The 8,633-nt window shown below is 70.1% G+C and carries 6 protein-coding genes and 1 pseudogene; all 7 read right to left on the bottom strand.

Features of this window, described 5'->3' with window-relative positions; translation table 11 throughout:
• Window positions 1-196: 196 nt before the first annotated feature.
• Entirely contained in the window at window positions 197-601 is a 405-nt protein-coding gene (locus tag VR44_RS28600) for a cytidine deaminase (protein WP_094191968.1), read from the bottom strand.
• On the bottom strand, window positions 598-1,863 hold the full coding sequence (locus VR44_RS28595) for an ABC transporter permease (RefSeq protein WP_045950504.1): 1,266 nt from the start codon (window positions 1,861-1,863) through the stop codon (window positions 598-600). Before VR44_RS28595 ends, VR44_RS28600 begins: the two co-directional genes overlap by 4 nt.
• Window positions 1,860-2,975, bottom strand: a complete 1,116-nt coding sequence (locus VR44_RS28590; protein ID WP_045950503.1) for an ABC transporter permease — start codon at window positions 2,973-2,975, stop codon at window positions 1,860-1,862. Before VR44_RS28590 ends, VR44_RS28595 begins: the two co-directional genes overlap by 4 nt.
• Window positions 2,972-4,630 (bottom strand): ABC transporter ATP-binding protein, encoded by a 1,659-nt coding sequence (locus tag VR44_RS28585; protein WP_045950505.1) that lies wholly within the window; start codon window positions 4,628-4,630, stop codon window positions 2,972-2,974. The genes VR44_RS28590 and VR44_RS28585 overlap by 4 nt, the downstream gene beginning before the upstream one ends.
• Before the next feature lie 244 nt (window positions 4,631-4,874).
• Window positions 4,875-5,942 (bottom strand): BMP family lipoprotein, encoded by a 1,068-nt coding sequence (locus tag VR44_RS28580; protein ID WP_045950502.1) that lies wholly within the window; start codon window positions 5,940-5,942, stop codon window positions 4,875-4,877.
• A gap of 230 nt (window positions 5,943-6,172) precedes the next feature.
• Window positions 6,173-7,417 carry an amidohydrolase gene (locus VR44_RS28575; RefSeq protein ID WP_045950501.1) on the bottom strand — a complete coding sequence of 415 codons (1,245 nt, stop codon included), beginning with the start codon at window positions 7,415-7,417 and terminating at the stop codon, window positions 6,173-6,175.
• A 137-nt stretch (window positions 7,418-7,554) separates the two neighbouring features.
• Window positions 7,555-8,602 (bottom strand): annotated as a pseudogene (locus VR44_RS28570) (hypothetical protein).
• Between the last annotated feature and the right edge of the window lie 31 nt (window positions 8,603-8,633).

Raw genomic sequence — 8,633 nt, 5'->3', positions numbered from 1 at the left:
CGGGGCTCAGCTCACCGCGGTCCCGCTTGGTCCGGATGACGGAGATGACGTCCATGAGGTGACTTCCTTCTACGCGCATAGAGATGAGGGGAGGGAGTTCAGGGGGTTGCAAGGAGGTTCAAGGAGTTCAGGTGCGGGTCGAGCGCGGCTCGAAGACGGCCGACGGCCCTCCGCCCGGTGGGGCGGAGGGCCGTCGTCACGGCTGTCTGAGGTGGTCGGGCCCGAAGGCCTGCGGCAGCATCGCGCTCAGCGGGAGGATCCCGTCCGGTGTCTCCACCAGCAGGTCCGGGCCGCCGAACTCGTACAGCAGCTGGCGGCAGCGGCCGCACGGGACGAGGATCTCGCCCTTGCCGTCCACGCACGTGAAGTGGGTGAGGCGGCCGCCGCCCGTGGCCTGGAGGGAGGAGACCAGGCCGCACTCGGCGCACAGGCCGAGGCCGTAGCTGGCGTTCTCGACGTTGCAGCCGGTGACCGTCCGGCCGTCGTCGACCAGGGCGGCCACGCCGACCGGGAAGCCCGAGTACGGGGCGTAGGCGCGGGTCATCGCGGACCGCGCGGCCGTCCGCAGGGCTTCCCAGTCCACCGCCGGAGCCGGGGTCACTTGCCCTGGCCCTTGCGGTACGGCATGCCGTCCGCCTTCGGCATGCGCAGGCGCTGCGCCGACAGGGCGAGCACCAGCAGCGTGGTGACGTACGGGGCGGCGTCCACGAACTGGCTGGGCACCTGGTCGGTGAGCGCGTACCAGACGAAGAGCCCGGCGGAGCAGACCGCGGCGATGCCGGCCTGGAGGTACTTCTTCTTGTACAGCTGCCAGGCGACGGCGAGGACGAGCAGGATCGCGATGAGCAGGAGCATCGCGTGCACGTTCTCGGCACCGCCGCGCAGGCGGAGGCTGTAGGTGAAGCCGAAGAGGCCCGAGCCGAGGGCCATGCCGCCCGGCATCCAGTTGCCGAAGATCATCGCGGCGAGACCGATGTAGCCGCGGCCGCCGGTCTGGCCCTCCTGGTAGATGCCCGTGGAGACGATCGCGAGGAACGCGCCGCCGAGGCCGGCCATCGCACCGGAGACGATCACGGCGATGTACTTGTACTTGTAGACGTTGACGCCGAGGGACTCGGCGGCGACCGGGTTCTCACCGCAGGAGCGCAGGCGCAGACCGAACGCGGTCCGCCACAGCACCCACCAGGTGGCGGGGACCAGCAGCACGGCGACGACGGTCAGCAGCGAGAGGTTGGTGACCAGGCCGCCGAGGGCACCGGCGGCGTCGGAGATCAGGAACCAGTGCTTGCCCTGGAGCGTGGCCAGCCAGTCCGAGAGCCCCGGGACGGTGATCTCGGTGATCGGTTCGATGCGCGGGGACTGCTTGGAGGAGCCGCCCGGGGTCTTGTCGAAGGTGAAGTTCGACAGGTACTGGGTGAAGCCGACGGCCAGGATGTTGATCGCCACACCGGAGACGATGTGGTTCACGTTGAAGGTCACGGTGATGATCGCGTGCAGCAGGCCGCCGAGGGCGCCGCCGATGATGCCGAGGACGACACCGGTCCACGGGCCCCACTGGTAGCCGGCCCAGGCACCGAACCAGGTGCCGAGGATCATCATGCCTTCGAGGCCGATGTTGACCACGCCCGAGCGCTCGGCCCACAGGCCGCCGAGGCCGGCGAGGGCGATCGGCACGGCGAGCTGGAGGGCGCCGGAGAACTGGCCGACGGAGGTCAGGTCGTTGGCGCCGGAGATCAGCCGGACCACGGAGACCAGCGCGAGGCCGGCCGCGATGATCAGCAGGATCCAGGGGAGGGTGAGCTTGCGGCGTCCGCCGCCCTTCTTGGGCGCGGCGCTCGTCGCGGAAACGGTGCTGGTGCTCACGCCGCGACCTCCTTGTTGTCGGTCTTGAGGGCGTGGCCGGCGGCCAGCTCTTCGCCGACCTTCTGCTGCTGGCGGCGGATGCCGTAGCGGCGGACGAGCTCGTAGCTGACGACGACCGCGATCACGATCAGGCCCTGCATGATCGTGCCGATCTCCTTGGCGTAGCCCTCGGTGTCGAGACCCGCGGACGCCTTGTCGATGAAGGCGATCAGGAAGGCCGAGAAGAAGATGCCGATCGGGTTGTTGCGCCCGAGCAGGGCCACGGTGATGCCGGTGAAGCCGACGCCCAGGGGGAAGGACAGGTTGTACGTGTGCGACTCGCCGAGCAGCAGCGGCATACCGGTCAGACCCGCGACCGCGCCCGAGATGAGCATCGCGGTCATGATCATCTTCTTGGGCTCGACGCCGGAGGCCTGCGCGGCGGACTCGCTGGCGCCGGAGGCGCGCAGGTCGAAGCCGAAGCGGGTGCGGTTGAGCACGAACCAGTAGACGACGCCGAGCGCGAAGGCGATGAAGGTGAAGCCGTAGATGTCGCCGCCGGACAGGGAGACGGCCGGGAACCAGCCGGACTCCGGGATGTCACCGGTCGTGAGGTCGTTCGAGCCGGCCGGCTGCACGCCGAGGTTCTTCGGCAGGATCAGCCAGGCGATCAGAGAGGTCGCGATGGCGTTGAGCATGATCGTGGAGACGACCTCGCTCACGCCGCGGCGCGCCTTGAGGATGCCCGCGATGCCCGCCCAGAAGGCGCCGGTCGCCATGGCGATGAGCACGATCAGCAGGATGTGCAGCGGGGCGGGCAGCGAGACCGCCGCACCGACCACGGCGGAGACCATCGCGGCGAGGCGGTACTGGCCGTCCACGCCGATGTTGAAGAGGTTCATCCGGAAACCGATGGCCACGGCCAGGGCTGCCAGGAAGTAGATGCCGGCCTGGTTGACGATCAGGACCTGGATGTCCTCGTAACCCGCCTGCTCGATCATGATCCGCAGCGGGTCGATCGGGTCCACGCCCGAAGCGGCCAGCACGATCATCGTCAGCACCAGGGCGCTGACCAGTGCGAGCACCGGTCCGGCGGCTGCCAGGAGCAGCCGGTCCTTGTCGAATTTCTTCATCGGGCCTCGTCCTCCGTGGTGTCGCCGTCGACCCCGGTGGAGTGGTCGTCATGGGCTTCGAGGTGCCCGCTGGCGGCGCCGGTCATGGCGGTGCCGAGCTCCTCGGGGGTGATCGTCGCCGGGTCGGCGTCGGCGACCAGGCGGCCGCGGTAGATGACCCGGAGGGTGTCGGACAGGCCGATCAGCTCGTCCAGGTCGGCCGAGATCAGGAGCACGGCCAGGCCCTCGCGGCGGGCCTCGCGGATGGCGTCCCAGATCTGCGCCTGCGCGCCGACGTCCACACCGCGGGTGGGGTGGGCGGCGATCAGGAACTTCGGATTGTGGCTCATCTCGCGGCCGACGATCAGCTTCTGCTGGTTGCCGCCGGAGAGGGAGGCCGCGGTGACGTCGATGCCGGGGGTGCGGACGTCGTACTCGCGCACGATCCGCTCGGTGTCCTTGCGGGCGGCCTTCGGGTCGAGGATGCCGCCCTTGGAGTTGGGCTTCTCGGTGACGTGGCCGAGGATGCGGTTCTCCCAGAGGGGGGCTTCCAGCAGCAGGCCGTGCCGGTGGCGGTCCTCGGGGATGTAGCCGATGCCGCCCTCGCGGCGCTTGCGGACCGGCATCCTGGTGATGTCGGCGCCGTCGAGGGTGATGACGCCCGCGTCCGGGGCGATCATGCCCATGAGGGCCTCGATCAGCTCCGTCTGGCCGTTGCCCTCGACGCCGGCGATGCCGAGGATCTCGCCCTTGTGGATGGTGAAGGCGACGTCGTCGAGCAGCAGGCGGCCGGCGACCGGGGCCTCGCGCAGGTCGGTGTCGGAGTCACCCAGGACCGGTGCGGAGGTCTCGGGGGTGGTGACGGTGCCGGACTCGGCGACCGTCAGGCCCTCGACCTTCAGCATCGGGGTCGTGGTCACCGTGGACTCGCGGGTCTCCGGCGAGGGCAGCTCGGTGCCGACCATGAGCTCGGCGAGCTGCTTGGTCGTGGCCGTCTTCGGGTCGGCGGTGCCGACCGTGGTGCCGCGGCGGATGACGGTGATGTCGTCGGCGACCTTCAGCACCTCGCCCAGCTTGTGCGAGATGAAGATGACCGTCAGGCCCTCGGCCTTGAGCTCGCGCAGGTTGTCGAAGAGCGCGTCCACTTCCTGCGGCACGAGCACGGCGGTGGGCTCGTCGAGGATGAGGGTCTTGGCGCCGCGGTAGAGGACCTTGAGGATCTCCACGCGCTGGCGGTCGGCGACGCCGAGGTCCTCGATCAGGGCGTCGGGCCGCACGCCGAGGCCGTAGGCGTCCGAGATCTCCATGATCTTCTTGCGGGCCTTGCCGCCGATGCCGTAGAGCTTCTCGCCGCCGAGGACGACGTTCTCCAGGACCGTAAGGTTGTCGGCCAGCATGAAGTGCTGGTGGACCATGCCGATGCCGCGGGCGATGGCCTCGCCGGGGTTGTTGAAGGAGACCTGCTCCCCGTCGATGGCGATGGTGCCCTCGTCCGGCTTCTGCATGCCGTAGAGGATCTTCATCAGGGTCGACTTGCCGGCGCCGTTCTCACCGATGAGGGCGTGGACCGTGCCCTTGCGGACGGAGATGGCGATGTCCTTGTTGGCGACGACGCCGGGGAAACGCTTGGTGATGCCGTGCAGTTCTACGGCGAGAGGGGGGCTGGACGCGTTGATGACGCACTCTCCTTGGCGCGGAAGGAGCCGGGATTGAGCCAAGTGGCAGGAGGAGGACAGGGCGGGGAGAGAAGGTATCGCGTCCACGATGCCTCTACGCGCGTAGCACTGTCGGAAGTGAAAACTTGCGGCCAACTGGCCACAAGTCCGCACGGACTGGGGGCGGAGACGCGGTACGGGGTCCGGGAGCGGGTTGACCGCTTCCGGACCCCGGAGACCACGAATCAGGCGTCAGACAGGGGCCTTACGGCGCGGTCTTGACGTTGATCTTCTTGGCGATGATGTCGGCCTTGGCCTTCTCCACCGCGGCGGTGACGTCGCTCATCGCCTTGTACTGCGGGTTGGAGTCCGCCAGGGCGACACCGTTCTTGTCCAGGCCGTAGCGGACCTCACCGGACTCCGGCTTGCCGTCCTTGACCGACTTGATCAGGTCGAAGACCGCGAGGGAGACGTCCTTGGTGACCGAGGTCAGGATGTGGTCCTTGTACTTCGCCAGACCGGGCTGGTTGTACTGGTCCGAGTCGACACCGATGGCCCACTTGCCGGCGGAGGAGGCGGCCTCGATGGCGCCCGAGCCCGCGAGGCCGGCGGCGGCGTAGATCACGTCGGCGCCACCGTCGAGCTGGCCCTTGGCGGCGGCCTTGCCGAGGTCCGGCTTGGCGAAGCCCGAGAAGTCCGGCGGCTGGGTCAGGTAGGCCGACAGCACCTTGGCGTTCGGGTTGGTGTCCTTGACGCCCTGCTCGAAGCCCGCCTGGAACTTCTTGATCAGCGGGACCTCGACACCGCCGATGAAGCCGACCGTTCCGGTCTTGGACGCCTTGGCGGCGGCGACGCCGGCCAGGTAGGAGCCCTGCTCCTCGTTGAAGACCAGGTTCGCGATGTTCGAGCCGGTCTTGGAGGTGTCGTCGATGATGCCGAACGTGGTGTTCGGGAACTTCTTCGCGACCTTCTCGATGGCCGGGGCGTAGGAGAAGCCGACGCCGATGACCGGGTTGTTGCCCTTGCGCGCCAGCTCGGTGAGGCGCTGGACCTTGTCGGCCTCGCTCTCGCCCTCGGTCGGCTCCGCCTCGGCGGTCTTGACCTTGAGGTCCTTCGCGGCCTTCTCCAGGCCCGCGTAGGCGGCGTCGTTGAACGACTGGTCGCCGCGGCCGCCGACGTCGTACGCGATGGCGGCGCTGGCGCTCTTCGACTCCGAGGAGGAGGACGAGGAGGACGAGGCGTCCGAGGACTTCTTCCCGCCACAGGCGGTGGCCGAGAGGGCCAGCGCCGCGGACGCGATGCCCACGGTGGCGATCCTGGTGATCCGGCGCAAGGGGAGGCTCCTTCAAAACCTGACCGAAGCGCCACGACCGGCGCTGGTTTCGCGGCGATCGTAACGCGCGTAGATGTCAGTTAAAGGCCCGTTCATGAGTCGTTATCGGATCGTCGCGAACCGGACAGTGACCGGTTGGTAACAGCGGGAGCGTCCAGCCCTTGTGTACCAAGGGCTGGACAGGTCCGACAGGGGACCCGCTGATGTTGTACGGAGATTTACTTGATTTTTTACGTGGAGGGCCTTGATCGGCGCCCGTCGAGCAGGGCGGCGGCCGTGAAGAACTCCACGCCGACCTCGATCGCGGACTCGTCGACGTCGAAGTCGCCCCGGTGCAGGTCCCGCTTGGCGGTGTCGCCGGGCTTGCGGACGCCGAGGCGGGCCATCGCGCCCGGGACGTGCTCCAGGTACCAGGAGAAGTCCTCTCCGCCGAGGCTCTGCTCGGTGTCCTCGACCGACTCGATGCCGCGCCGGGCCGCCATGGACTCCCTGAGCAGTTCGGTGACCACCGGGTCGTTCACCACGGGCGGCACCCCGCGCACGTGGTTGATCTCGAACTTGGCCCCGTGCATCGTCGCGACCTCGTCGATGGCCGCGTAGATCATGTCCGGGGCCTCGTACCAGGCGTTCAGGTCCAGGCAGCGGACGGTGCCGGAGAGCTCCGCGTGCATCGGGATGACGTTGCAGGCGTGCCCGGACTCGATCCGGCCCCAGGTGACCGACATGCCCGAGCGGGCGTCCATCCGGCGGGTCAGCAGGGCCGGCACGTCCACGGCGACCCGGGCGGCGGCGGTGACCATGTCGGTGGTCAGGTGCGGGCGGGCGGTGTGGCCGCCGGGGCCCGTGAGGGTGACCTCCAGCCGGTCGCAGGCCGAGGTGATCGGACCGGACCGCAGCCCGATCCGTCCCGCGTCCACGCGCGGGTCGCAGTGCACCGCGATCATCTGGCCGACGCCCTCCAGTACCCCTGAGTCGATCGCCTCGGTGGCCCCGCCGGGCAGCACCTCCTCGGCGGGCTGGAACAGCAGCCGCACCGGGCGCGGCAGCAGGCCCTGGCGGTCGAGCTCGGCGAGCACCAGGCCGGCGCCGAGGACGACGGAGGTGTGCACGTCGTGGCCGCAGGCGTGGGCCCGGTCCGGGACCGTCGAGCGGTACGGGACGTGCGTCTTGGCGTCGGGGATGGGCAGGGCGTCGATGTCCGCGCGCAGGGCCAGCATCGGCCGCCCCCCGTCCCAGGTGCCGACGTCACAGATCAGCCCCGTGCCGGACTTCAGCACCCTTGGCCGGAGCCCCGCCTTCTCCAGCCGCGCCTTGATCGCCGCCGTGGTGCGGAACTCCTGGTGTCCTAGTTCGGGGTGCATGTGCAAGTCGCGACGGAAGGCGATCAGTTCGGCACGCAGGTGATCCGGAAGCTTGCCGGGCAGCTCGGGCCGGTCGGGCTTGCCGGGCAGGGCGGGCAGGGACTCGCGGGACATCAACTGGTTCACCCGTTTAAGGGTAGGCGCACGGATGGGTCAACTGTCTGGAGATCACCAGAAATTCATGCCGTTAGGGGAAAGAAAAGCGGCCTCTGGACGCATGATCGGATGCGCCCGGGGGTAAACTCGCGCGCTCATCCGGCCGCGGGAGCCGCTCGCAGGGGGAGTCTGCGCACATCACGGGCGGTGCCGGCCACTCCGGCGAGGAAGCCGCGGGCCCTGGGCGAGGCGGTGGCGGTGAGCCAGGCGGGGTCGATATCGCATACGGCGACCGTCACGCCGGTGCCGGTGAGCGCGTACGGCAGCGTGTGGACGACCGTGGACGGAAAGCTGACGATCGTACGGCCGATGGGGCCCCGCTGGGCGATCAGCTCCAGCGGCAGGTCCGGGCGTACGATCTCCAGCCCGGTCGCCTCGCTCAGCGCGCGCAGCTTCTCCGGCGACTCCCGGCGGTGCGCGAAGTAACGGGTCACGCCGTGCTCCCGGGCCAGGGCGCGTACGGCGTCGAGGTAGCGGAAGGGGTCGACCACCCCGGTCTCCACCAGGGAGGTGCCCACCAGGTCGGTGCCCTTGGTCAGGCGGGGCGGGCCGAAGCGGGCCCGGGTCCAGGCGAAGTCGTTGACCCGCAGCCGGGCCCCCGGCGGCGGGGTGACCGGCATCGAGGTGAACAGTTCGACGGCCCGCCCCCCGCGCGGGGTCAGCCGGCGCCGGGCGGTGCCCGACACCGGGGCGTAGGCGAGCTCCCGGGCCCGGGCCGCGGGCCCGCCGCCGGTGCGGTGCCAGCGGCGCAGCCGCTCGCCCCGGCCGAGCTGCGCGACGAACTCCATGGTGGCGGTGCCGTCGTCCACGACGACCAGCTCGGCGGCCCGGGCCGGGACCAGCAGCAGCTGGAGGAGGCGGGAGAAGGGGTCGCCGACCAGGATCCGCTCCGCCCGGCGCACGGCGGTGGCCAGGGCGGCGAGGGCGCCGGCCGGGGAGCCGGAGCCGCCGCGGGCCTCCTGCCAGTGCACGGCGTGGCCCTCGCCCCGGGCCAGGCCGGCCATCCGGCGCGGGGCCGGGCTGGCGGGGGACGGCGGTCAGCAGCGGGCCGCCGTCCCCGCTCCGGGTGTGGGCCCACTCCAGCACGTTGAGCAGCTGGACCGGGCTCTCCACGAGGGCCAGGGTGGGGGCTGAGGGGTTCACGACGTACTCCGCTCTGGGGAGGAGGGCCGGG

The sequence above is a fragment of the Streptomyces katrae genome (genome assembly GCF_000966975.1).
Classification (GTDB): domain Bacteria; phylum Actinomycetota; class Actinomycetes; order Streptomycetales; family Streptomycetaceae; genus Streptomyces; species Streptomyces katrae.
The sequence above is the reverse complement of the archived record's forward strand: the minus strand, read 5'-3'. Positions and strand labels throughout refer to the sequence as shown.

What these genes read in the sequence shown, in the direction of transcription:
- VR44_RS28590 (WP_045950503.1), bottom strand. Translation starts at nt 2,975, where the DNA reads ATGAAGAAATTCGACAAGGACCGGCTGCTCCTGGCAGCCGCCGGACCG.
- VR44_RS28575 (WP_045950501.1), bottom strand. Translation starts at nt 7,417, where the DNA reads ATGTCCCGCGAGTCCCTGCCCGCCCTGCCCGGCAAGCCCGACCGGCCC.